Genomic DNA, 23596 nt, shown 5'->3' on the forward strand with positions numbered 1-23596 from the left:
TATGAACCAATTTGATTCAACATCCTTTTTGAAAACAGTCCCACATAAACCGGGTATTTATCAGATGTTTAATGATAAAGAGACGATTATTTATGTGGGCAAAGCCAAAGATCTCAATAATCGCTTAAAAAGCTATTTTAATAGCAGTAAAAAAACACTAAAAACAGATATGCTTGTTAGCCATATCCATCGTGTTGAATTTACGATTACCAATACTGAAACTGAAGCCCTACTACTTGAACAAACATACATCAAAAAACATCAGCCACGATATAATGTGCTTTTAAAAGATGATAAAAGCTATCCGTTTATAAAACTAAGCAAAGAAAGGCATCCTCAACTATCCCTTTATCGTGGAGCAATTAATCGTAAAAAAGATGAATTTTTTGGTCCCTACCCTAGTGGTTATGCAGTTAAACAGATATTAACACTATTGCAAAAAACGTTTCCAATAAGACAGTGTTTAAATACAACCTATCGAAATCGAACTCGTCCCTGTCTGCAATATCAAATTAAACGTTGCTTAGGTCCTTGTGTGCCAGGTTTAGTCAGTGATGAAGATTATCTAGAGCAAGTTAACTATGTTAGGTTATTTTTATCCGGTCAATCAGATCAAATACTACAAAAAATAACCGAAGATATGCAAAAAGCCAGTAAAGAGCTCAATTTTGAAAAGGCTGCGGTTTTGCGTGATCAACTACAAGCAATAAAACATATTAATGAAAAGCAAGCTATATATAATAATAATGATAATCTTGATGTCATTGGTTTCCATTATGAATCAGGCTTGGCTTGTATATATGTCTTATTTATTCGAAATGGCCAAACCTTTGGACATCGCTCTTATTTTCCTAAAGTGCCATCAAATACCGAACTAGAAGAAGTTATTGAAACCTTTTTGGGACAATTTTATTTGCAAGGCAATCAAAATAGAAATATCCCTAAAAAGATTTTACTTAATTTTTCGTTGTCTGATAAACAACCAATGGAAGAGACACTGTCACTTATTGCTGATCATCAAGTTAAACTGGTTGATGAACCCAAAGGTGATAATCTTAAATTACTCAATATCGCAACCGTGAATGCTCAAACTGGGGTTAAAAATAAACTACTAGCAAACTCAACTATTAAACAACGTTACGATGCATTGAAAGCCTTTTTGGGGATTGACAAAATTAATCGAATGGAATGTTTTGATATCAGCCATTTTATGGGTAAAAATACCATTGCATCTTGTGTCGTTTTTGATGATAAGGGACCGGTTAAATCTGAGTTTCGACGCTACAATATTACCGGTATTACACCTGGTGACGATTATGCAGCAATGGAACAAGTATTAACTCGCCGTTACAGTAAAAAAGAGCTACCAACTGAAAAAGTGCCTGATATTATTTTTATAGATGGCGGTAAAGGACAACTTAACCAAGCTCTACAAGTATTTGAACAATTGGATGTCAATTGGAACAAAAATCACCCTATTTTAATTGGTGTAGCTAAAGGCGCTGAGCGTAAAGAAGGATTAGAAACACTATTTTTTGAAGCTCATGGCACGGGATATTACCTTGATGACCATTCCCCTGCACTATTGCTTATTCAACAAATTAGAAATGCATCACATGATCATGCTATCGTAGGTCAGCGTAAAAAAGGGACAAAGCAACTTACTGACAGTGCATTAGAGCATATTGAAGGCATTGGTGCCAAAAGACGTCAAGCGCTACTCAAACATTTTGGCGGATTAAGAGAGTTAAAAAGTGCCAGTATTGACGAAATAGCTCAAGTCCAAGGTATATCAAAATCATTAGCTGAAAAAATTTATCTAAATTTACAACAATAACACATTGAAAAAATAACATATTTCAGGCAACATAACCATTAAGAAAAGACTGTTTTTTATCAATCTCTAATGCATTGATTAATAAAATAAAAAAAAGAGTTTATGTCACATGAAAATTAATTTTCCAACAGCCTTAACACTATTTCGAGTTATTTTAATCCCTTTTTTTGTGTTGGCATTTTATTTGTTTCCCTATAAATGGTCTGGTTTTTTTTCTGCATTGATTTTTTTAATTGCTGCCGTGACTGATGTATTAGATGGTTATCTTGCCCGTCGCTTAGGTCAAACAACTAAGTTTGGCGCATTTTTAGATCCAGTCGCCGACAAAATCATGGTAACAATTGCACTAGTTTTAATTACCCAATATTACCAAGCATGGTGGATCTCAATTCCAGCAATTATTATCGTTTCGCGCGAAATTATAGTATCGGCCTTACGCGAATGGATGGCTGAAATCGGCAAACGCAACAATGTAGCCGTTTCGTCAATTGGTAAAATCAAAACGATAGCACAAATGACAGCGCTAACTTGGCTACTTTGGCGCCCTTGTGACATTGTTATTTACGCAGGTCTTGCAGCGTTGTTTATTGCAACAGTATTAACGCTATTATCAATGTTACAATATTTATGGATAGCACATAGCGATTTATTAGAAGAAGAATAACATTTGGTTAATATTTCCATCTTAACATCTTTTTATATGAGTAGTTTTGTTCAAAAAGTTCGTATAAACAAAATTACTCATCCCCTTTCAAATTAAAAATAACTTTATTGAAACCGTCAATCAGTCAAACATTGAACAGTTAAACGATTAATTTAAAATTTTTATTGACTGAAATCATAAGATCGGTAAAATGCACTGCATTCAAAACGAATTACTTCTTAGTAATCAGCTTTGAGCCCGGGTGGTGAAATCGGTAGACACAAGGGATTTAAAATCCCTCGGCCTTTTTGGCCGTGCGAGTTCAAGTCTCGCCCCGGGCACCACTTCTTACCTATGCGGGAATAGCTCAGTTGGTAGAGCACGACCTTGCCAAGGTCGGGGTCGCGAGTTCGAACCTCGTTTCCCGCTCCAATTCAAAAGTAATAATTAAGACAAGAAGTTAGTGGCAGTCATTTTATTTTTAAATTAGTTATTAGAGGCTATTTTCGATGTCATTAATATTCACCAAAATATTTGTTAAAATCTAGAGAACATCGTTTTTGAGCGATTTTTAGTGTCATCTTCGAATAATTAATATTTTATTATGGAATGATTTTATGCCTTAAACTGATTCCTTTATTAAAAATAGCACAAGTAAGTGCTTTGTCCGCTGTCCGGCTATTTTGGGAAAATAAGATTGAAATGTTTATTTTCAACTCCATGTGTTTACATAATATCATATTCTCCAGTTATTATATTATTCATATGTTTTTCAATATTATTAATGAATTCTTTCCAAGTACATACTTTAGAAAATATTTTATGTTCAGGATCTATGTAACAAATTGCTTTTTCTCTTGGAGACCACACTATATATAGCTCATAATTTTCTACTTCTTCTATTAAGGAAAGTAGTTTTTTCCCTTCCCATTTCATCTCCTGTAAATCCATAAATTTATAAAAAATAATATACTTTGTATAACTATCCTTTCCTAAAAAAGTAATTTTATTTGGAGATTTTTTAAGATATTCCAACATATCAGTTGGAATTTTATAGTTTTTGATAAGTTTCAACTTTTCTTGCTCATCATGCCATTGAAACGGTTCTAGCGGCTTGAGCAATTGCATCAATTTGGTATTTTTATTTTTTGAAGCAATAGAATATGGGCGATCGCCATATTTGTCTGTAATTGTAATATCACTACCATATTTTATAAGATATTCAGCAAGTTCTGTATGATCATGTCTTACCGCCTCAATAAGAGGAGTTGAAGCATATGAATATACCATATCAGGTTCATGATAATTTATATCAGCTCCCATCGCTAACCACATCTTTGCTTCTTCTATGTTTCCATTTGATGCGCTTGATCTCAAAGCTGCTCCACCATATTTTTTTACAGTTATTCCATACTTCTCAAATAATTCTATATTTTCAAATTGTTGCCCATAATGAATTCGTATAAATATTTCTGTATATTTCTTTAATGGAAGAAAATCAAGCGCATTATTTTTTAACAACGTATCGACAATTTTATTTTCGCTATGTTGTGCTGCCTGTTCAATAATAGTGAAACTACCTACATCTAAAGAAACTTTATTTTTCAATAACCATTTTAAAACAATAAAATTATTCGTTACGGTAGCAATTTCTAAAGGTGTTATCTTTGTATGTTTCCCTAGACTTATTTTTTGATTTATATCCCATCCCGCCTCAAATAAAGCCTGCATATTTTCGATATTTGCTTCATATATGGCAACTGCAGGTTCTGGCATACTCTGAAAGTTACCAATGTATCCTATATTATACATTTATAAACCTATTTATTTTTAAAAAATACTTTTATAGAATAATGTATATTATATTGTAAATATAACGTAATTTGAACAAACAAACGTCTGGTTAAAGTTGAAAAATCTATTGAAGATAAATTAAGACGGCAAGCTAAACGCTATAACAAAACCTATCCAGGTGAAATGCTACACGTTGATACCAAACGTTTACCTTTACTTAAAAATGAAACGCAACAGCAAACTAGAGAATATTTGTGTAAATACCCCAAACTTAGTACAAGATTCAAGTAGAAAATCATGCTGCTTGTTTTAGTGTTTTATACTCAATCGGCGCCATATTATTTAGTGCTTCATGAGGTCTTTCGGTGTTATAAACTGTTAGCCATTCTTCAGTTATCTTTCTTACTTGTTCTAGATTATTAAATAGATATAAATCTAATACTTCTGTGCGATAGGTGCGATTAAATCGTTCAATATACCCGTTTTGATATGGGCTGCCGAGCTCAATATAATCTATGGTTATACCATGTGACTTTGCCCAGTTAATAAACGTATTTTCGGTGAATTCCGGTCCATTATCTACTCGTATTTTGAGTGGATAACCATAATATTCAGCCAGTTTATCCAGATAACGAGTAATTCTGCCAGCCGGCAAACTGACCGCAATATCAATGCCTAGCGCCTCACGATTAAAGTCATCTATCACATTGAATATCCTATACCGGCGTTGATTGCAACTGCTGTCACTCATAAAATCCATTGACCGACATTCACCTTGTGTACTAGGTGCTGATAGTTTTTCTGGGCTTCGCGGAGCAATACGTTGTTTACACTTTACCCTGAGTAAGCTTTAATTGGCAATACACCCGTTTATGGTTCCATGTATAGCCGAGCTTTTTGATGCGATTAAAGCATTTAGGAAAGCCCCAGCGTAAATGCTTGTCAGTTATCGCACTGAGTACCAATATAATCGCCGAATCATCCGATAACTTAGGTTGATAATAGTAAGCACAGCGACTTAAGCCAACAATTGTGCAGCTCATGGCAATAGTAACAGAATGACTTTCTTGCAATTGCACTGCCCAAGCTTTACGTGCCTTGGTAGGACTAGAGCTTTTTTATGATTTTCTCCTGAAGCTGAGTTTTTAAACTGAGCTGGGCAAACATCTGTTTAAGCTTACGATTTTCAGCTTCCAATTCCTTTAAACGTTTAATATCAGAGGTTTCCATACCACCGTATTTATCTCGCCATTTATAAAAAGTTGAATTACCCATGCCCTATTTACGGCAGAGTTCCTTGACAGGAATACCGGCTTCTGCTTCTTTTAAAATAGATACAATCTGATGTTCAGTCATTTTTTTCATAATTAAATCCCCTTTACTTTTATCATAGAGAATTTTCTACTTTTTTGCTGTACTATTTTAGGGGATAGTTACAGGTGATTGTTTCGGTGTTGAATGCTATCACAGACCGGCATTTACGCTGGGGCTTTCCTAAATGCTTTAATCGTATCAGAAAGCTTGGCTATAAATGGAACCATAAACGAGTGTATCGGGTGTATTGTGAATTAAAGCTTAATCTCAGGGTAAAGCGTAAAAAACGCATTCCTCCACGATGCCCGGAAAGGTTATTAGTACCCAATAAACAAGGTGAATGTTGGTCAATGGATTTTATGAGTGACAGAAGTCGCAATCAACGTCGCTTTAGGACCTTCAATGTCATCGATGACTTTAATCGTGAGGCGCTAGGCATTGATATTGCAGTAAGCTTACCGGCAGGGAGAATTACCCGTTATTTAGATAAACTGGCCGAATATCATGGGTATCCACTCAAAATACGGGTCGATAATGGGCCAGAATTTACAGGAAAAACCTTTATAAACTGGGCTATTGATTATATCCAGCCCGGTAGTCCTTATTAAAATGGCTATATTGAACGATTTAATCGTACCTATCGTACTGAAGTACTCGATTTATATCTTTTTAACAACTTAGCACAAGCAAGGAGAATAACCGAAGAATGGTTAACGATTTATAATACCGAAAGACCGCATGAGGCATTAAATAACATGACACCGATTGAGTATAAAACACTAAAACAAGCAGCATGATTTTCTACGTGAGTTGTGTACTAAGTTTGGGATATTTACAATGGTATTTTGATGAGTTTTGGGCATCAATGTATTTGTTTAGAGCCTGAATATGTTCGTAAAGAAATGATTGAAAGAACGAAAAAGCTAATTAACTCTTATAAAAAAAACGACAATTTATTTCTTTCAAATTATTATCTTAAATAATTTGCTATGTTCTTAGTGCTATCAATAGTACTTAAAGTGTTCATTTATGATTTTACTAATAAAATCAGTTGATAACATTGGTGTTTTATACAATCATCCCCCACTATTACAAAAAAACCAATAAAATCAATACCTTTTCTGACCGATTTTTTATAAGAAATAAGGCAGTATTTTGTTATAACAATAGGATAGGTTTATTCTGAGGTTGTATTGCAATTAAGGGAAAGTCGCTTACAAGAAATGTGTAATAAGTAATAAAATGCCCTCATTTAAAACTAAACGAGGGCATCAATACCTAGTTTTTATTTATTAAGCAACACCAGGAATGGTGAAATCCATAATAAGTAATAAAGTTGGTAAAATAAAGATAGATAGGACCGTTGATGCAAAGAAAATGCTTGATGCTTGTTCTTGCTCAACATTCCAATTATAAGCCAAAATAACTGCTGTTGATGCCGTTGGCATTGCCAATAGGAATACGAGCTCTTCAGCCTCCATCCCTGTGATACCAAATAAATATACGGCAATAAGTGCAACAATTGGCGTAATAAAACTTTTCAATACAATATTGACCATTAATGGTTTAGATAATTTCAATTTAACCCCATGAATACCAACACCGACCGCAATAAGCGAAATAAAGTTACAGGCATTTGACATAATATCAAAAGTGTTAAATACAAAATGAGGTAACCATTGGGTTCCATCGGTGACACTAACAATTAGCCCTAAAATCACGGCTAAAAACATCGGTTTCATGAGCGAGTTTTTTACTGCACTAAAGATCATATCCCCGGTGACTTTACCGCCAGATAATTTAGTATCACAGAGTTCTAATAAGAAGATCGTCATTGGAATCAATGACAATGCGACAACAAAATTAGCAATCGCCACCGAAATGGTAGATGCTGCCCCAAGCATCAACGTTAAAAAAGGCACCCCCATTCCACCCATATTGGGAAAGCAGCAAAGCATTGCATTCATTGCTGTTGATTTTAACTCTTTATGCAAAATGTATTTATTGGTTAAAAAGCAAATTATCCATAAAAATGACATAGTGCAGAAAAAGGCAATCATCCAAATACCATTAAATATTTGTGATGGTTTAGCATGAGATGTATGCACAAAAAGCAATGCAGGAAAAACAAAGTTTGATACAAGTCCTGATAATAATTTTTTAGAGTCTTTTGAAAAAATTCCTTGTTGTACACATAACCAACCAAGAAAAATTAACAAAAAGACCGGAAGACAAGAACTAACAACTTGTCCAACTGCTGACCAGATTAAATTCATTTTTTAAAACTCCTAAAATAATATTACTTGAAATACAAATTCGGTAATGGGTCGGTAACTTTGGACTAGATTTTTTATTTATGACCGAGCAAAAATAAGGGATAACAAAATCGAATATACACTATTAACTACAAAACTATATTTGCAAAACTACATTCCACCTTGTTTGAAACTTGATATAACTTAACGCTATTTTACTTTTAGCGTATTGAAATAAAGACACTATTAATATAACAGCTCTTGGTATATTTAAACGTTAAATATCGTAACTTGGAAAGTATTATACTTATTCTTCTCAACCTTGTGTAAATCAAGAAAGGCCAACTAACTTAAAAAACCCAAAAACATTAAAATTTTTTTTGATAAAAATCAATAAATATAAATTTTATTTATAAAAAACAAATGTAATTTAAACAAAGAAAGCAATTGTTAAATTATGGTAAAAATTAATATGCGATCGAATTAACCTAAATTGTAATTTTTTTATGCGATATTTCCGGTCATAAAAACATCATCAATATAGATAATAAATTGACTAATCTATATATTTAGTTTACTACTTAAAAATCATATTACTAGCGACTATATATATGGCAGTGAATAAATAATTCAAGATACTGTGAAATATGTTTTAAATTGATTAATAAAAGTTTAATACAATGTAAATCATTTATATAGCATTGTAAAATCGGTAATACAAATTGTATCAATTTAATTAGGAGATACTATTTTATTAATCACCAAAATATAAAATATGCAACTCAACTATCAGTCTAAATATATCAATAATGATTGCATATCTAATAATTACAATAAAGGGACGCAATGATTTTTGCTCTATTTCTATTTTTTTACACTGATTTTTATTGAATCAAGAATTCTATACTGTGTATTTATACACACCTCCGCATTTCATCACGAATTTTGTAACGTGGCGTAAATTTGCACGTTGTTTTTTAGGAGAATTTTCTTGAGTAAATATTGTATTGTACTTAGTATCGCTGATGCTACTATCAAAAATTACTTATCTTTGGTCGATATTCCAGTCAGAGCAGGATTCCCCTCATCAGCCGATGATTATTTAGAAACGAAACTTGATTTAACCGAACATTTAGTAAAACAGCCTAGCGCAACATATTATATTAAAGTGGCAGGCGACTCTATGATTGGCTATGGTATTTTTAATGGTGATCTGTTAATTGTTGACCGAGCTTTAGAACCGAAAATTGATGATATTGTGATCGCAGCTGTTGATGGTGAACTTACTTGTAAATGTTTGGGAACAATTGAAGATCAACCTTATTTATTGTCGGGTAATGAGCTTTTTCAGCCTATATCTTTGACTGGAAAAGAGGTACATATTTGGGGTATTGTAATACACACCATTCATTACGAAAACGAGCGCATGTATGATTGGGTTGATTGATTGTAATAATTTTTATGTTTCATGCGAACGCGTGTTTAATCCTAAATTAGAAGGAAAACCAATCGGTATCTTATCAAATAATGATGGTTGTGTTATTGCTCGTTCCCATGAATTAAAGCAACTTGTTCCTATGGGAATGCCTGCTTATCAAATTCCCTCTAAAATTCGTCAGCAAATTACTCTACTAAGCTCCAATTACGAACTTTATGGCGATATGAGCCAGCGTGTCTTTGATACTGTACGAAATTATACGTCAAATATTGAACTCTATTCTATTGATGAAGCATTTATTCAATTAAATGGATTTACCGATGTAATATCTTATTGCCTAAAATTAAAAGGGATCATAAAGCGTGATACAGGGATACCTGTCAGTATTGGCATCGCACCGACTCGAACTTTAGCAAAGTTAGCTAATCACATAGCCAAAAAGCAAGCTATTTATCAAAATGTTTATTGTTTACCCACAGAGCAAAAATCGCTCACAAAAATATTAAAAACATTTGCTATCCATGATATTTGGGGCATAGGTCGACATACTGCTAAAAAATTACAAAATTTAGGAATTTATACAGCCTGGGATTTAAAACAAGCAAATCTAACACAGATTAAACAAAAATTTTCGGTAGTATTAGAACGAACCGTGTTGGAATTACAAGGCACTAGCTGTATTGAATTAGATGATCTATCTTTCCCTAAAAAGAACATTATGATCTCGCGTAGTTTTGGCAAACTAACCAGTGAATTATTTGATTTGCAAGAAGCAATCCGCATAAATGCAAGTCGTGCAGCCGAAAAACTAAGGCAACAACAATCAGTAACTAATGCTGTTCTTGTTTTTTTAAAAACAAATCAATTTTGTACAAACACATCACAATATCATCCCTCCATTGTGATACCCCTTGCTTTTCCAACAAACGATTCGCGATTAATTATTCAAGCTGCGCAAAAGGGTTTACAGGTAATTTATCGGCAAGATTTTTCATTTATAAAATCAGGCGTTATGTTACTGGATTTAAAAGCTAAAAATAGTTATTCCCAACCTGACTTTTTCATTACTGAACCAGCACATTTATTGCAGCGTAAAAGTGACATGTTGATGAAGACAATTGATTCAATTAATCAAAAAATGGGAAAAAACACAATTCAGTTAGGAGGAATCCAAAAATCAGCACCATGGCAAATAAAGCGAGAGTTACTAAGCCAGCGATATACCACTCGTTGGGATGAATTGCCATTGGTTAAATAGCTGATTTACTTTACCGATTATAAAAACTAAATCCAGTTCAACAAAATTATCAGCTTGAGCAAAAAATATTGCATATATTTAAAAGTACAATAAATAGTAACTGTGACTAAAAATATAATAGTACTAATTTTGCAATAAAATATGGGATATTATGATCCCATATTCACAATTGAACTACGAAACCGCCTTAAAGCAATTAAAAAGAACACGGTACCAATTGCCAATAACCATGCGAACGAAGTCCAAACCATACTTAAGCCAGCACCTCGATACAATATTGCCTGCCCTAATTCAACAAAATGGGTTGTTGGAGCAAACATCATAATATTTTGCACAATTTCTGGCATGCTTTCGCGCGGAGTACTTCCCCCAGATAGCATTTGTAACGGTAACAAAATTAAAATAAGTAACATTGCGAATTGCGCAGTAGATTTTGCTACTGTTGCCATAAAGATGCCAAGTGACGTTGTCACAAAAAGATGTAGCGCTGCACCAATTAAAAATAAAGTTACCGAACCTGCAATTGGGACATTTAGCCAACTATGAACAACAAGTAACAACGCTACCCAAGTTGATATTAATACCACAAGCCCCATTGACCATACTTTGGATATCATAATTTCCAAAGGGGTAACAGGCATGGCAAGAAGATGGTCAATCGTACCATGTTCGCGCTCTTTCATTAAGGCAGCACCCGTTAATATAATAGATAATGTTGTCACAATATTGATAATTTCCATGACCGAACCAAACCAAGATCGCGTTAAATTAGGGTTAAAAGCAGTATGCACTTGTATATTAACAGGCAAATTTGTTACCTTACTGTAACGGTTGACATATTCAGTCACTTCACCAGTAATAATTTGCGTTATGTAGCCATTTCCGACAAACGCTTGCCCCATTCTGGTTGCATCAATATTGAGTTGAATTTCTGGACTTTGATTATTTAGCACATCACGCTGAAAATTAGGCGGAATATTTAAAGCAAACGTATAATTATCCGTATCCATACCATGATCGACATCATTCATTGAATATAATTTAACAGGAGTATTAAACATTGGCGGATAAAAGGCTGTAATAATTTGTCTTGATAAGGGGGAGTTATCTTCGTCAACAACTGCAATCGAGGCATGATGTAACGAGTCAGAAGTGGCCGTTGCAGCAATATAAATATCAAAGGTAAAGCAATAGGCAATTAATAGCAACATGATAGGATCACGCAATAACCCCCATAACTCTTTAATCCCTAAGCGATAAATATTAATTAAACTTTGCATAATATCTATCCTTCTTGCTTTTTAAGAAAAAAAATACTGGCACCCAACACAATAGGGATTGTGACCAATAAAGCAAATATTGAATTATGCAGATCGATAAAATCAAGCGCTTTATTAAACACACCACGAGCAATAATTAGCATATGCGTTGTTGGATACACCTCGCCAATATAACGGCCACCGCCTTCTAGAGATGCGACAGGGTTGAGCAATCCTGAAAATTGAATTGCTGGTAACATTGTCCCTACGCAAGTTAAAAAGATAACGGCAATTTGGCTACGGGTGACAGTCGAAGCCAACAAACCAAAACCAGTTGAAATAATACAGTAAGCAAATGCAGCTAGGCACAAAGTAAACAAGCTTCCTTTTACAGGCACACCAAAAATGGTGATTGCCATAAATAACAATAATAAAAAGCTAAACATAGAAATAATGATATAAGGCACTTGTTTGCCTAGCAAAAATTCAGCTTTAGTTACTGGTGTTACATATAAATTGATAATCGAACCCATCTCTTTTTCACGCACGACCGATAAAGCTGCCAGCATTGATGGAATCATTAATAATAAAATAGGTATTACCGCCGGTACCATGGAAGGTAAGCTTTTGATATCAGGATTATAACGGTATCTTGTTTCTATATTTGCCAAGCTAGTTGAGGATTTTCCTGTTACTTCTTTTACTTTTTCACTTAACCAAGCAAGATGCATGCCTTGCACATAGCCTTTGATTGTTTCGGCACGTAACGGCATTGCCCCATCAATCCAAATGGCAATATCAACGGGATCGCCTCGTTGTATGTCACGACCAAAATTTAGTGGAATTTCAATCGCTAAAGCAATGTCATTACTGCGTAACCGCGCATCCATATCGTTATAATCAGAGATAGGTGCCCTTTCAATAAAATAACGTTTAGAGCCCGACAAATTTAGAGTATAATTTTGGCTGATTACACTTTGATCGCGATCAAGCACAGCAAAACGCAGATCCTCAACATCCATCGTAATGCCATATCCCATAACCAACATTAAAATTGCTGAGCCTAATAACGCTAATAATGCTCGCAAAGGATCGCGAGATAATTCAAGAGTCTCACGCCATAGACAACCTATCATACGGGTAAGGCTAAATCCTTGAAGGTGATGGTTTGGTAATGTTTTTGTTGCTTGATTGAGTATTTCTTTTGGTGGTTCAACAGAATGTTCTTCTGCATTACTATCATCAGCCCCTGCATCAACAAGATAGTTAATAAAAGCCTCTTCTAGTGTTTTAGCATTTTTGGAGCTGATAATGTTATCTGGCGTATCGCTTGCTAATACTTTACCCGCATGCATTAATGAAATTCTATCGCATCTTGCGGCCTCATTCATAAAGTGAGTTGTGATAAACACCGTTACTTTATCTTTTCTAGAAAGTTCGATAATTAAACGCCAAAAATCATCACGAGCAATGGGGTCAACACCTGATGTTGGTTCATCAAGGATAAGAATTTGCGGATTATGCACAACGGCAACTGACAATGAAAGCCGTTGCTTTACCCCTAAAGGTAAACTATCGGGCAGATTTTCTGCGTCTTGTTCTAAACCAAAACGTTTCAGTAATTCTTCAACACGAGAGGAAATTTTACTTTCTTCAATACCAAACAGACGCGCATGTAGAACTAGATTTTGTTTGACCGTTAACTCACTATATAAAGAAAATGCTTGAGACATATATCCTAAATGACGCCTAACATTAATATCACTGGCATCAACCGGCTTACCAAATAACCACGCCTCACCTGATGAAATCGGTAATAAACCCGTTAACATTTTCATGGTGGTTGATTTACCACAGCCATTTGAGCCTAAAAAGCCAAATATTTCACCTTGTTTAATTGAAAAATTAACATGATCAACTGCAATAAAATTACCGAATTGTTTCGTTAAACCTTTTGCTTCTATAGCTATTTGCAAATCTTTATTAAGATCTAAAGGTGGAATTTCGACAGTTTGATAACCTTGTCTAGCGCTTTCTGGCATGAGCTGAATAAATGCATCATCTAAATTATCTTTTGCTGTCTTAGCTAGTAAGGATTTTGGTGTGCCAGTTTCAAGAATTTTACCGCCATACATCGCAACTAACCAATCAAAGTTTTGGGCTTCATCCATATAGGCGGTTGCCACAATCACACTCATTTGCGGTCTTTGTTTACGAATTTTGTTAATTAACTGCCAAAATTGGGCTCTGGAAAGTGGATCGACCCCCGTTGTGGGTTCATCAAGAATTAACAAGTCCGGATCATGAATTAACGCCGAACATAAGCTAACCTTTTGCTTCATACCACCAGATAGTCGCCCTGCTGGTCTTGATAAAAATGGATATAATCCAGTACTACGCGTTAATTCATCAATACGGCGACGACGCTCAGCCGCATCATTACCAAACAAACGAGCAAAAAATTGCAAATTTTCTTCAACCGATAAAGTCGGATAAAGGTTTTTGCCCAATCCTTGTGGCATATAGGCAATACGTGTACAAACATTTTTACGGTGCGACTTATCTTTCATATCACCATCTAAAACATACACTAAGCCTTCTTGAATAACATGCGCACCAGCGATCAGCGATAATAAACTCGATTTACCCACGCCATCAGGCCCAATAAAACCCACCATGCATCGCGGTGGAATGGCTAAATTAATATTATTGAGCGCACAATTTTTTTTGTAATGCAGTGTGACATTGCTTACTTTTACCACTGCATCATCAATGGATTTAGCTTCGTTTAATAAAACCAAATTCTTATTGTCTGAATCTGACATTTGCTATCTCCAATTATTCGGTTGGACATTTTGCAATATCAGATAAACCAGCAGGCCATGGCGTTTTAGGGTCAAGTTTAACCCAAGCCACACCTGGTAAACCAGTTTTAACTTGAGTAATATAGCATTTTAATAATTCAGGGCTTAATTGTGCTTTAACTCTAAACATCAATTTTTGACGTTCATCTTTTGTTTCAACGGTTTTTGGCGTAAATTGGGCAACGCTTGAAACAAACGAAATTTTAGCTGAAATCGCTTTATCTGGTAACGCATCTAAAATAAGCCTGACTTCATCACCAATAGCCACCTTACCCGCAACAGTTTCAGGTAAAAAGAAAGTTAAATAAACATCATATAAATTAACTAAATTTAGTACTTTACCACCCGATGGTAAAACTTCACCTAACTGAGCAATGCGATATTGAATACGACCATCAACAGGCGCTATTAAAGTACTATCATCAATATCAGCTTGAATTTGTCTTATATTAGCGCTGGCAACATTAATAGCGGCTTTAGCACTATCAACACCGGCCTTAGCAACAGCAATAGCAGCATCTGCCGCTGTAACTTGAGATTTTGCTGAATCTAACGCTGCTTTAGCACTATTAAATTTAGCGGTATCATCATCAAATTGTTGGATGGACAATGCACCTTTTTGATAAAGCGCAGTAGTTCTCTGTAAATGTTTAGATGCAATATCTAAGTCACTTTCACGTTGACTTACACCGGCTTGAGCGGCGACTTTATCGCTCATTTTTAATTCAACTTGTGATTGAGCACTAGCCTCATTACTGATTGCTTGCCCATATTGCGCTTGTGCTTCGTTTAATTGTGCCTGTAAAGTGTCAGTCTGCATAACGACTAGTGGTTGGCCAGCTTTAACAAAATCGCCTTCATCAACATTAATTTTTTCAATTCTACCAGCTAATTTAGCTGAAATATTAATTTCGGTTGCTTCAATGCGTCCATTACCACTGGCAAAATTCGAACCATATCCATCTGTCTTCAATTGTTGCCATAAAATAAAAATAATTGCAACAATGACAACTGCAATAACAATCCACTTCCTGCTTATATTTTTCATATAATACCTTATTTTTTAAAACGATTTATAGAAAATCTTAACGAAATAACAAATCGTTAAAGGTTATTTGGCTATATTGATTAGATAGTATCAAATGTTTATGGCAAATAAAATCTGTTCATAAAACAATCGCAATAAAAGCTAAAAAAGGATAGTTTTATATTTTATTAATAGATCTGGAATTAGTAACATCACTACGTGACACAATAATGGTGATATACCTGTTGCTAATTGATAAGCTACTTATAATAACAGACTTATCATTTTATATTTTCAAATAATTTATTAACAATATGGTGATGTAATCAACAAATTTAGTAATCAATTTAAGTCATAATCAGCTAACTATGAATTAGTTAATGTACATATTGAATACTATCAAAACATAAAACATTAATTGAAAGCACATGGTTAGTTGTATGCAAAAAATAATGTAAATGGTATGCTTATAACATTATTAAAAGTATATCTTTGATTTGTCATTTAAAGGTGAATTTATGACACTACCATCTTTTTTAACACTATATAATGAATTAATTTCAACACCAACAATTAGTAACGTTACTAACGAGCAATTAGATTATTCTAACAAACCACTTATCGATAAGTTAGCAAGTTGGTTCGAAGATTTAGGTTTTGTTATTGATATCCAACCCGTTCCAAATACTCGTCATAAATATAATATGTTAGCTACTTATTCAAACAGCGAAAATAAAACACAAGGCGGGTTATTGTTAAGTGGACACAGTGACACTGTTCCGTTTGATGATGGGCTGTGGACTAGAGATCCTTTTAAACTAACCGAAGAAAATAATAAGCTGTATGGGCTTGGTACCGCTGATATGAAAGGATTTTTTGCCTTTATTTTAGATACTCTGCGTGATATTGATCTTAAAAAGTTAACTAAACCCATTTATATCCTTGCTACTGCCGATGAAGAAACATCAATGGCTGGTGCGGCATTTTTTGCCAAGAATACCAAACTACAACCTGACTGCACTATCATTGGTGAACCAACATCGTTAATCCCAATTCGCGCACATAAAGGGTTTATCTCTAATTCTATTAAAGTGATTGGTAAATCAGGACATTCAAGCGATCCCGATAAAGGCATTAACGCTATCGAAGTGATGAATTTAGTCATTGAACGCTTGTTAGTGCTAAAACAGAAATTTAAAGAACAATACCATAATGACGGGTTCAGCGTACCTTACCCTACCCTAAATTTAGGTGTTATTCATGGTGGCGATGCGGCCAACCGTATTTGTGGTTGTTGTGAGCTTGTGATTGATATTCGTGTGTTGCCCGATAACAATGTTGATTCACTTTATCATGCACTTTGCGAAGCACTACAACCCGTTATGGATAAATACCCAAATCGAATTGAGATACAGTATGAGGTTGCGCCAATTCCGGGGTATGAATGTAAAAAAGATCATCCAGCATTACAGCATATTGAAAAATTAGTTGGTCATAGTGCCGAAACGGTTAACTATAGCACCGAAGCACCATACTTAAATCAAAACTCGCCGACAATTGTATTAGGACCTGGCTCAATCGAACAAGCACATCAACCGGATGAGTTTATTTCAATGGACTTTTTAAAACCAACCAAAGTAACTATAGAAAGGCTAATTAAGGATTTTTGTCTTTAATCAATTATCTCAATTCGCCGATAATCTCGGCGAAGTTTAATAAAAGAAATTTGATTAATTAAACGTGAAAGGTTGCAAAATCGGTAGCAATTTCAGTATTAACAAAGACACTTTTTGCTTCATCAACTAACTTTTTATTATCATTCAAACTGTATCTGGGGCTTATATGGGTCATAATAAGTCTTTTTGCATTAGCTTGTTTGGCAATAGTTGCAGCATGAACTGTGGTAGAATGACCTCTCTCAATCGCCTTTTCGGCTAAAGCATGTTCTTGTGTAGCTTCATGAACAAGTAAATCAACGTCATTAGCAAGATCAACTGAAGTTTGGCAAGGGGTAGTGTCGCCTAATATCGCTATTTTTTTACCTTTCCTAATTTTATTTTGATAATTATTACCATGAATGATTCGACCATCCGCTAAGGTTACTGTTTTACCATTTTTTAGATCATTATAAAAAGAACCAATCTGAATATTATCTTGTTCTAATTTATCGATATTAAGCGTTGCAGGCAGATCTTTTTCAATAATACGATAACCAAAACATGGTACACGGTGTTGTAATAATTTTGCTTCAACTTGAAACTTATTATCTTCAAAAACGATGCCGTCTTCTTCAAGTTCAATGATATTAAGGGAGTAGGTTAACCAAGAAGAGCTGATATCAATAATCGTTTCGATAAGTTGTTTAATTCCTTTAGGAGCAATCAATGTTAAAGGTGATTGATTTTGCATCAAAGAACGAGACGTTAAAACTCCCGGTAGTCCAAATACATGATCACCATGTAAATGCGTTAAAAAAATGATCTCAAGTTTAGCAAGGCTAAATTTGGCTTTTTGCATTTGCATCTGAGTTGTCTCACCACAATCAAAAAGCCATAACTTACCCCTCTCTTGTCTAAGATCAAGCACCATACTACTTACATTGCGCTCTGCTGTTGGGGAACCAGCACTTGTCCCTAAAAAAGTTAAATTCATAAAGGTTTAGATATTTTTACGCTCAATAGTTTGCTCACCCCAAAATAACTTATCAGCTTTGGTTTTAGAAAACGCAAGTTTCAACACTTCATCACTACCTTCAGACCAAATTTGTTCGGCAAGTTTTTCATCATAGTGAGCTAGCTCAAAAATCGCCTCAGCAATTTCAATCGAGGTTTCACGAACAGAAGCCCAAGATTTAATATCATGTATTTCTTTTTTATCGATGTTCATTTTGCTACTCCTTTGAGTTGAATTAGAGGTAAAATAAACCTATTTCCTGCAAAACACAATAGGCCAAATACATATGATAACAATTATTTCACCGGCGAAAACTTTGGATTACCAATCACCATTATTAACCCCAACTTACACACTTCCTCAATTTATTAACTCAACTAAAACACTCATTCAAGATTGTCAAAAATTAAGTGTTGAAAATTTGTCTAAATTAATGTCTATTAGTGAAAAATTAGCAGAACTCAATTATGAGCGATTCAAAAATTGGCATAGTGATTTTGATCTTGAAAATGCAAGACAAGCTATACTTGCTTTTAAAGGTGATGTTTACGAAGGATTACATGTTGAAGATTTTACTGATAAAGATCTAAAGTTTGCACAATCTCATTTAAGAATATTATCAGGTCTTTATGGTATTTTAAGACCACTTGACCTAATTCAACCTTACCGGTTAGAAATGGGTATCCGCTTAAAAAATGGCGATAACACTAATCTTTATCAATTTTGGGGCGATAAATTAACTCAACATCTTAATAGCGAACTAGCCAAATCATCACATAGCACATTAATAAATTTAGCCTCAAACGAATATTTCAAAGCGATCAAACCAAAAAAATTAAACGCAACTATTATTCAACCCATCTTTTTAGATCAAAACAAAGATACCTATAAAGTTATCAGTTTTTATGCTAAAAAAGCACGTGGACTGATGAGCCGATATATTATAAAAAATTGCATTGAAAAAAGTGAAGATATTAAAAGTTTTAATCTAGAGGGCTATCAATTTGATTCAAAACGCTCAACTGACTTAGAATGGTACTTCATACGCAATCATCAATAAAGTAATAACGATGGAATTTCTGACTACATTATGGGCGCAGTTTTTATCTACCCTGCCCCTTTTTATGTTAATTTTATTAGGTTTTCTAGCAGTTAAACTAGGTCGTTGGCAAAAAACAGTCACCGATAGCTTAACCAAATTTACCTTTTATATTGCATTTCCCATCATGTTATTTCAGATCATGAGCCATTTTTCTGAACATTCGCAAATTGATATAAAACTGTTATTCGTCTTTTTTGGTGGATCATTTATCGTCTTTGCGATTGGCTGCTTAATTGCATCTAAATTACTTAAGTTAAATGGTTCAGAAAGTACAATGTTTGCTATGGGTAGCATCTACACCAATACCGTGTTTGTTGGTATTCCTATTATCAAAATGTTATTAGGCGATAGTGCTATCCCTATTGTTGCCATTATCGTTATCTTTAATGCGTTAATTTTATGGACCCTTGCAACGGTTTCTATTGAATTTGTGCAAATGGGAAAATTTTCAACTAAAGGGATTGTTAAAGCCTTTAAAAATGTATCAAAAAATCCCATTATTATTGGAATTTTTACAGGCATTTTAGTAAATTTTATTGGTTTACCGTTACCTAACTTTATCGATAAATCAACAAAAATGGTGAGTGAGATGACAGCACCTCTTTCATTAATTGTTTTAGGAATGGGGCTGGCTGAATATAAAATTCGAGATAAACTTTTAATTACAACAGCTATCTGCACATTAAAATTGACTGTGTTACCTATTGTTACTTATATTGTAGGTAAGCTCATCGGACTACCAGCTTTAGAATTGCAAGTGGTGGTATTACTCAGTTCGGTTTCAATCGCGATAAATTGTTATATGATGGCAAGGCAGTTTGAAGTGTTGCAAGGCCCTATTGCTTCTAGTTTGCTAATATCAACGACGCTGTCTTCTATCACAACGCCATTGATTTTATCTATTATGTTGCAGTTACCTTTTGCTTAATCTTGATTGAGTATCATTTAATACGTTTAAATTTATTATGTAAAATTAAGGCAAAAATAATAACAGTACTACCAATTAAAAATCGCCCCCAATCAATGGATTGATGCCAAATCACTACATTCACTAAAATTCCTGTTGGGATAACTACATTATTCATAATAGCCAAAGTGCCCGAATCCACTTTGGTTGCACCATAATTCCATAAAAAGTAACACACACCAGAAGCAACTATTCCAAGCCAAATAATAATTCCCCATTGCAAATTAGTTGTTGGTAATTTTGATGCATCACCAAACAGCAGCCAGCCAAAGCTGGCAACAATCACTGCTCCAAAATAAACCCAAGCAAAAGCTTGATGTTGGGGCATTGGATAAATCTCCATAATCCTTTTATACCCTACTTGACCTAATGCAAAAACAATATTGGCGCCCTGAATTAATAAAAAACCGATAATAAAATTGGCACTAATATGATCATAACGAATAATGGCTGCACCAACTACTGCAATAATTGCCATTAAAAGATAGCTAAGCCTTAAAGGATGTTGTTGCAATAGATCATAAATAACCGTGACATAGATTGGTGTAAAAATAGTGAATAATAAAACTTCAGGCACCAAAATATATTGAAAAGAATTATAATAAAAAAAGTACATAATCCCTAATTGACATGCTCCTACTCCCATTAAAAGCAACATCTGCTTAAAACGAATATTTTTAAAACGTAAAAATGGAATAAAAGTTATAAAGGCAAATAGCACTCGCATTACAACAGCAAACCAAGAATCGACTTGTCCACTTAAATAAACCGCAATAAAACTAAATGAGAATGACCAAATAATTGTCACAAAAATAAGATAAAGCATAATTGATGAATATAAAAAATAACTAGATACAGATCGTATCAATTGGCTTAACACTTGTAAACTTTATATCATAAAAATTGATTACTATGAGAAAATAATTGACAACCTGTAAGAACAATTGTCGCTATATACAGTAATTTGAGAAACCACGGTAATGAACACACATAAAAAAATTTAATAAATAAAATTAAATGTTAGTGATAAAAAATTGACTAACGTAGCCTCTTTGGTGAAAAACCAAAACGTTGTTTAAAGTAAAAAGCAAAACGAGAGCCTGATTCATATCCCACTTCTTGGGCAATTTGTAGGATCGTTTTTTGGGTAGTTTGTAACAGCATTAAACCAAAATTCATTCTTATATCTAAGATAATTTTGGATAAATTATATCCTTCTAAAGCAAGATGTCGTCGTAAAGTTGATTCGCTCATAGCAAATTGTTTAGCAATTTCTGCTGCCTGCCACTTTTTGTCTGGCTGCTGGTTAATAATTTCGCGAATTTTTTGGCTAATTTTTGGGTTATTATTCAGGGGAAAATACACACCAAATGCAGATAATCTAATTAATAATTCAATAAATAAATGTTTAACAAGATTAGAATTGCATTGGTTATGGGTCAATAATTCTGTTTTAATCTGTACCAATCGAGTAATAAAAGTTTCAGGTAATATTGTTTCAACTTTAATTTTTTTAAGAATTTGACTATTCTGATAAAGATGAGATAAAGCAAATTGGTCTATTAACTGTGCATGCCAAGAATAACAGATGGCTTGATAATCCTTATCATCAATATAAAAATTATTTATATTCATTAAATTACCTGCTGGAATCAGGACTAATTGACCTGTTTTTACCTTAAAATATTCGCCCTCACATTCAATCTGTTTTTCGCCATTTATGACATAGACAATCATTGGATCATTGCTTTGAATCTGCTTTAGGGTTTGATTACAACGTTGTGTTATATAAGTCACTCGACCAATTGAAGCAAAATCCATAATCCTAATAGCCTATTAACCAATATCAACGTGAGTAGGAGTAAATCATATCTGCCTTCGCTATTTGATGCGAATTAGCAATAAAACCAATTAGAGCTGGTGTGGTTTGTTCATCAACCTCAATGTGATCAATGTCTAGTGCATAAAGTGTAAATTGATATCGATGAGTCGAATTTAGCGGAGGACATGGACCACCGTAATTTATCACGCCAAAATCATTACGTACTAACCTACTTCCTTTAGGTAATAAATTGGGATTATTTCCTGCTGATTGTTTAATAAACGGCGTTTGTACAGGAATATTAACAATCACCCAATGCCACCAACCAGAACCCGTTGGTGCATCAGGATCATACATAGTTAATACTAAACTTTTTGTCGCTTTGGGTAGATTTTGCCATGAAATTTGCGGAGATATATTTTCGCCTTGGCAACCAAATTGATTGGATATAAACCGAGCAGTAAACCCGCTATCGACAAGATCAGTGCTAGTTAATTGTAATTGCGCCGCATAACTGCAACTTGTACTCAATAATAATGTACTATAAATAATGGCTTTCGCTTTGTACAAAATACGCATGTTAGCCTCTTTTAACTATTAAATAAAAGCCATCATAAGGAATTTTCAATCTATAATCAGCACAAATTAGCTTAAATATGACACAAATTCGATTAATATTATCATTCTCTTGCGGCTAATACTCGTTCAACCATATCAACAATGGCTTGAGTTTGTGAGTCAATTTCAATTTTGACTTTGTCCCCTACTTTTTTCATCTAAAGTTGATACCAAACGTTTACCTTTACTTAAGAATGAAACGAAACAGCAAACTAGAGACTATTTATTCGTTGGTATCGATGATTTTTCACGTAAGCTCTATGCGATCATTTACCCCGATAAATCCCAATTTAGCTCAGCACTATTTTTTACAAAATGATGTGTTAGCCCAATGTCCTTATACCATTGAATGTATTTATTCCGATAATGGGCGTGAATATCAAGACACATGTGAACACCTATTTGTTAAAACATGTAATAATCATCCTATCAATCAAAAATTTACAAAACCTGCCTGCCCGCAAACGAATAGAAAAGCAGAAAGAGTCATACGAACTTTAATGGCGATGTGGCATAATCAGCAAATATTCGAAGATTCAAAAGATAGACGACAAAAACTTAAGCGATTTATTAACTATTATAATATGGTTAAACCGCATAAAGCGATTTCGGGGAAAACGTCTTATGAGCTTTAGAGGATTATTTTAATTATGAAGTGTAAACATCACGGAATTTTCCTATACTTTACAATATATTAATAATTAAATTAAATATACCCTTCCTAA

22 protein-coding genes, 2 tRNA genes and 3 pseudogenes are annotated in these 23596 nt (G+C 34.0%); 13 read left to right on the forward strand and 14 right to left on the reverse strand.

The window, feature by feature from the left end:
- The first annotated feature begins 1 nt into the window (after window position 1).
- The 4 genes from uvrC to ACYIAJ_RS00685 all read left to right on the forward strand — a co-directional run bounded on the left by uvrC (window position 2) and on the right by ACYIAJ_RS00685 (window position 2912).
- On the forward strand, window positions 2–1837 hold the full coding sequence (uvrC, locus tag ACYIAJ_RS00670) for an excinuclease ABC subunit UvrC (protein ID WP_174797423.1): 1836 nt from the start codon (window positions 2–4) through the stop codon (window positions 1835–1837).
- A gap of 109 nt (window positions 1838–1946) precedes the next feature.
- Window positions 1947–2501: a CDP-diacylglycerol--glycerol-3-phosphate 3-phosphatidyltransferase gene (gene pgsA, locus ACYIAJ_RS00675; protein ID WP_174786729.1), complete on the forward strand. Its 555-nt coding sequence runs from the start codon at window positions 1947–1949 to the stop codon at window positions 2499–2501.
- A 235-nt stretch (window positions 2502–2736) separates the two neighbouring features.
- A tRNA-Leu gene (locus ACYIAJ_RS00680) sits at window positions 2737–2824 on the forward strand.
- 12 nt (window positions 2825–2836) lie between these two features.
- A tRNA-Gly gene (locus ACYIAJ_RS00685) sits at window positions 2837–2912 on the forward strand.
- A gap of 294 nt (window positions 2913–3206) precedes the next feature.
- Here the strand turns inward: ACYIAJ_RS00685 and ACYIAJ_RS00690 are convergent.
- Window positions 3207–4292 (reverse strand): ankyrin repeat domain-containing protein, encoded by a 1086-nt coding sequence (locus tag ACYIAJ_RS00690; protein WP_483564152.1) that lies wholly within the window; start codon window positions 4290–4292, stop codon window positions 3207–3209.
- Between the two features lie 81 nt (window positions 4293–4373).
- Between ACYIAJ_RS00690 and ACYIAJ_RS00695 the strand changes: the two are divergent.
- Window positions 4374–4529, forward strand: a pseudogene (locus tag ACYIAJ_RS00695) (IS481 family transposase); the annotation flags it as partial.
- Window positions 4530–4569: 40 nt separating this feature from the next.
- On the opposite strand, the gene ACYIAJ_RS00700 reads toward ACYIAJ_RS00695, so the two are convergent.
- From ACYIAJ_RS00700 to ACYIAJ_RS00710, 3 genes are read right to left on the reverse strand one after another with little or no spacing between them, the layout of a single operon-like run.
- Window positions 4570–5094 carry an integrase core domain-containing protein gene (locus tag ACYIAJ_RS00700; protein ID WP_483564294.1) on the reverse strand — a complete coding sequence of 175 codons (525 nt, stop codon included), beginning with the start codon at window positions 5092–5094 and terminating at the stop codon, window positions 4570–4572.
- A gap of 7 nt (window positions 5095–5101) precedes the next feature.
- A complete protein-coding gene (locus tag ACYIAJ_RS00705) occupies window positions 5102–5353 on the reverse strand; it encodes a hypothetical protein (RefSeq protein ID WP_483564153.1) in 252 nt (83 codons plus the stop codon).
- Between the two features lie 28 nt (window positions 5354–5381).
- Entirely contained in the window at window positions 5382–5549 is a 168-nt protein-coding gene (locus ACYIAJ_RS00710; protein WP_483564154.1) for a transposase, read from the reverse strand.
- 176 nt (window positions 5550–5725) lie between these two features.
- On the opposite strand from ACYIAJ_RS00710, the gene ACYIAJ_RS00715 reads away from it, so the two are divergent.
- Window positions 5726–6196 (forward strand): DDE-type integrase/transposase/recombinase, encoded by a 471-nt coding sequence (locus ACYIAJ_RS00715; RefSeq protein ID WP_483564155.1) that lies wholly within the window; start codon window positions 5726–5728, stop codon window positions 6194–6196.
- A gap of 12 nt (window positions 6197–6208) precedes the next feature.
- Window positions 6209–6385 (forward strand): annotated as a pseudogene (locus ACYIAJ_RS00720) (integrase core domain-containing protein); the annotation flags it as partial.
- Between the two features lie 495 nt (window positions 6386–6880).
- Here ACYIAJ_RS00720 and ACYIAJ_RS00725 read toward each other — a convergent pair.
- Window positions 6881–7864, reverse strand: coding sequence for an AEC family transporter (locus ACYIAJ_RS00725; protein WP_160430812.1), 984 nt, complete (start codon window positions 7862–7864; stop codon window positions 6881–6883).
- A 970-nt stretch (window positions 7865–8834) separates the two neighbouring features.
- On the opposite strand from ACYIAJ_RS00725, the gene ACYIAJ_RS00730 reads away from it, so the two are divergent.
- Window positions 8835–9290 carry a LexA family protein gene (locus ACYIAJ_RS00730; RefSeq protein WP_483564156.1) on the forward strand — a complete coding sequence of 152 codons (456 nt, stop codon included), beginning with the start codon at window positions 8835–8837 and terminating at the stop codon, window positions 9288–9290.
- On the forward strand, window positions 9274–10539 hold the full coding sequence (locus ACYIAJ_RS00735) for a Y-family DNA polymerase (protein ID WP_483564157.1): 1266 nt from the start codon (window positions 9274–9276) through the stop codon (window positions 10537–10539). Before ACYIAJ_RS00730 ends, ACYIAJ_RS00735 begins: the two co-directional genes overlap by 17 nt.
- Window positions 10540–10688: 149 nt before the next feature.
- Here the strand turns inward: ACYIAJ_RS00735 and ACYIAJ_RS00740 are convergent, their stop codons facing one another.
- Genes ACYIAJ_RS00740 through ACYIAJ_RS00750 form a run of 3 tightly spaced genes read right to left on the reverse strand, consistent with a single transcriptional unit; the run spans window position 10689 to window position 15710 of the window.
- A complete protein-coding gene (locus tag ACYIAJ_RS00740) occupies window positions 10689–11819 on the reverse strand; it encodes an ABC transporter permease (protein ID WP_483564158.1) in 1131 nt (376 codons plus the stop codon).
- 5 nt (window positions 11820–11824) lie between these two features.
- A complete protein-coding gene (gene rbbA, locus ACYIAJ_RS00745; RefSeq protein ID WP_483564159.1) occupies window positions 11825–14623 on the reverse strand; it encodes a ribosome-associated ATPase/putative transporter RbbA in 2799 nt (932 codons plus the stop codon).
- A 13-nt stretch (window positions 14624–14636) separates the two neighbouring features.
- Window positions 14637–15710, reverse strand: a complete 1074-nt coding sequence (locus tag ACYIAJ_RS00750) for an HlyD family secretion protein (protein ID WP_483564160.1) — start codon at window positions 15708–15710, stop codon at window positions 14637–14639.
- A 497-nt stretch (window positions 15711–16207) separates the two neighbouring features.
- Here ACYIAJ_RS00750 and argE point away from each other — a divergent pair, with 497 nt between their 5' ends.
- Entirely contained in the window at window positions 16208–17365 is a 1158-nt protein-coding gene (argE, locus tag ACYIAJ_RS00755) for an acetylornithine deacetylase (protein ID WP_483564161.1), read from the forward strand.
- Window positions 17366–17423: 58 nt separating this feature from the next.
- On the opposite strand, the gene rnz is transcribed toward argE, so the two are convergent.
- Both rnz and ACYIAJ_RS00765 read right to left on the reverse strand, forming a co-directional pair.
- Window positions 17424–18341, reverse strand: coding sequence for a ribonuclease Z (gene rnz / locus ACYIAJ_RS00760; protein WP_483558188.1), 918 nt, complete (start codon window positions 18339–18341; stop codon window positions 17424–17426).
- A 6-nt stretch (window positions 18342–18347) separates the two neighbouring features.
- Complete coding sequence (locus tag ACYIAJ_RS00765; protein ID WP_483564162.1) at window positions 18348–18575, reverse strand: YccJ family protein; 228 nt, start codon at window positions 18573–18575, stop codon at window positions 18348–18350.
- Between the two features lie 73 nt (window positions 18576–18648).
- Here ACYIAJ_RS00765 and yaaA point away from each other — a divergent pair, with 73 nt between their 5' ends.
- Both yaaA and ACYIAJ_RS00775 read left to right on the forward strand, forming a co-directional pair.
- On the forward strand, window positions 18649–19422 hold the full coding sequence (yaaA, locus tag ACYIAJ_RS00770) for a peroxide stress protein YaaA (protein ID WP_483564163.1): 774 nt from the start codon (window positions 18649–18651) through the stop codon (window positions 19420–19422).
- Between the two features lie 10 nt (window positions 19423–19432).
- Complete coding sequence (locus ACYIAJ_RS00775) at window positions 19433–20392, forward strand: AEC family transporter (protein WP_483564164.1); 960 nt, start codon at window positions 19433–19435, stop codon at window positions 20390–20392.
- 13 nt (window positions 20393–20405) lie between these two features.
- Here ACYIAJ_RS00775 and ACYIAJ_RS00780 read toward each other — a convergent pair whose 3' ends face one another.
- From ACYIAJ_RS00780 to ACYIAJ_RS00795, 4 genes and pseudogenes are all read right to left on the reverse strand, one after another.
- On the reverse strand, window positions 20406–21299 hold the full coding sequence (locus ACYIAJ_RS00780; RefSeq protein WP_483564165.1) for a carboxylate/amino acid/amine transporter: 894 nt from the start codon (window positions 21297–21299) through the stop codon (window positions 20406–20408).
- 170 nt (window positions 21300–21469) lie between these two features.
- Entirely contained in the window at window positions 21470–22252 is a 783-nt protein-coding gene (locus ACYIAJ_RS00785; RefSeq protein ID WP_085164084.1) for an AraC family transcriptional regulator, read from the reverse strand.
- A 25-nt stretch (window positions 22253–22277) separates the two neighbouring features.
- A complete protein-coding gene (locus ACYIAJ_RS00790) occupies window positions 22278–22832 on the reverse strand; it encodes a YbhB/YbcL family Raf kinase inhibitor-like protein (RefSeq protein ID WP_483564166.1) in 555 nt (184 codons plus the stop codon).
- 101 nt (window positions 22833–22933) lie between these two features.
- A pseudogene (locus tag ACYIAJ_RS00795) lies at window positions 22934–23026 on the reverse strand (riboflavin synthase); the annotation flags it as partial.
- Between the two features lie 105 nt (window positions 23027–23131).
- On the opposite strand from ACYIAJ_RS00795, the gene ACYIAJ_RS00800 reads away from it, so the two are divergent.
- Window positions 23132–23506, forward strand: coding sequence for an integrase core domain-containing protein (locus ACYIAJ_RS00800; RefSeq protein ID WP_483558180.1), 375 nt, complete (start codon window positions 23132–23134; stop codon window positions 23504–23506).
- Window positions 23507–23596: the final 90 nt, after the last annotated feature.

It is taken from the genome of Gilliamella sp. X-46 (assembly GCF_057063525.1).